This window comes from Pseudomonas sp. AC083, from assembly GCF_979253165.1.
In genome coordinates this window covers 1-288 of the sequence record NZ_CEEDDH010000086.1, presented here as the reverse complement: position 1 = coordinate 288, position 288 = coordinate 1, and the positions used below count along the sequence as shown (strand labels likewise).

The following is a 288-nucleotide window of genomic DNA, read 5'->3' as shown; positions in this document are numbered from 1 at the left end:
GTTGACGGCAGATTCCAGAGGTCTATAATTCGCCCCACTTCCGGCGCAGTCGAAACGGAAAACTCCTTGAGATTCAAAGAGTTACGCGGTTTTCGACAGCGGCTTGCTTCAGATCATCGAAGCCTGGAAGGAGTTGAAAGAGCGGTGATGTGTGGCTCTTTTAACGGTTCGATCTTCTCGGTCGAAAGCGGAGAAAAAGAGGTGTTGACAACAGCGATTAACGCTGTAGAATTCGCCTCCCGCTAACGAGAGATCGGAAGCGCAAGTGGTTGAAGTTGTTGAAGAATT

General features: G+C 49.3%; 1 protein-coding gene. It reads left to right on the top strand.

All coding sequences use genetic code 11. The features are described 5' to 3' along the window. Window positions 1-246 (top strand): hypothetical protein (locus AC0IXA_RS27310; protein ID WP_471814884.1); only part of this gene is annotated, 246 nt, incomplete at its 5' end. Window positions 247-288 lie beyond the last annotated feature (42 nt).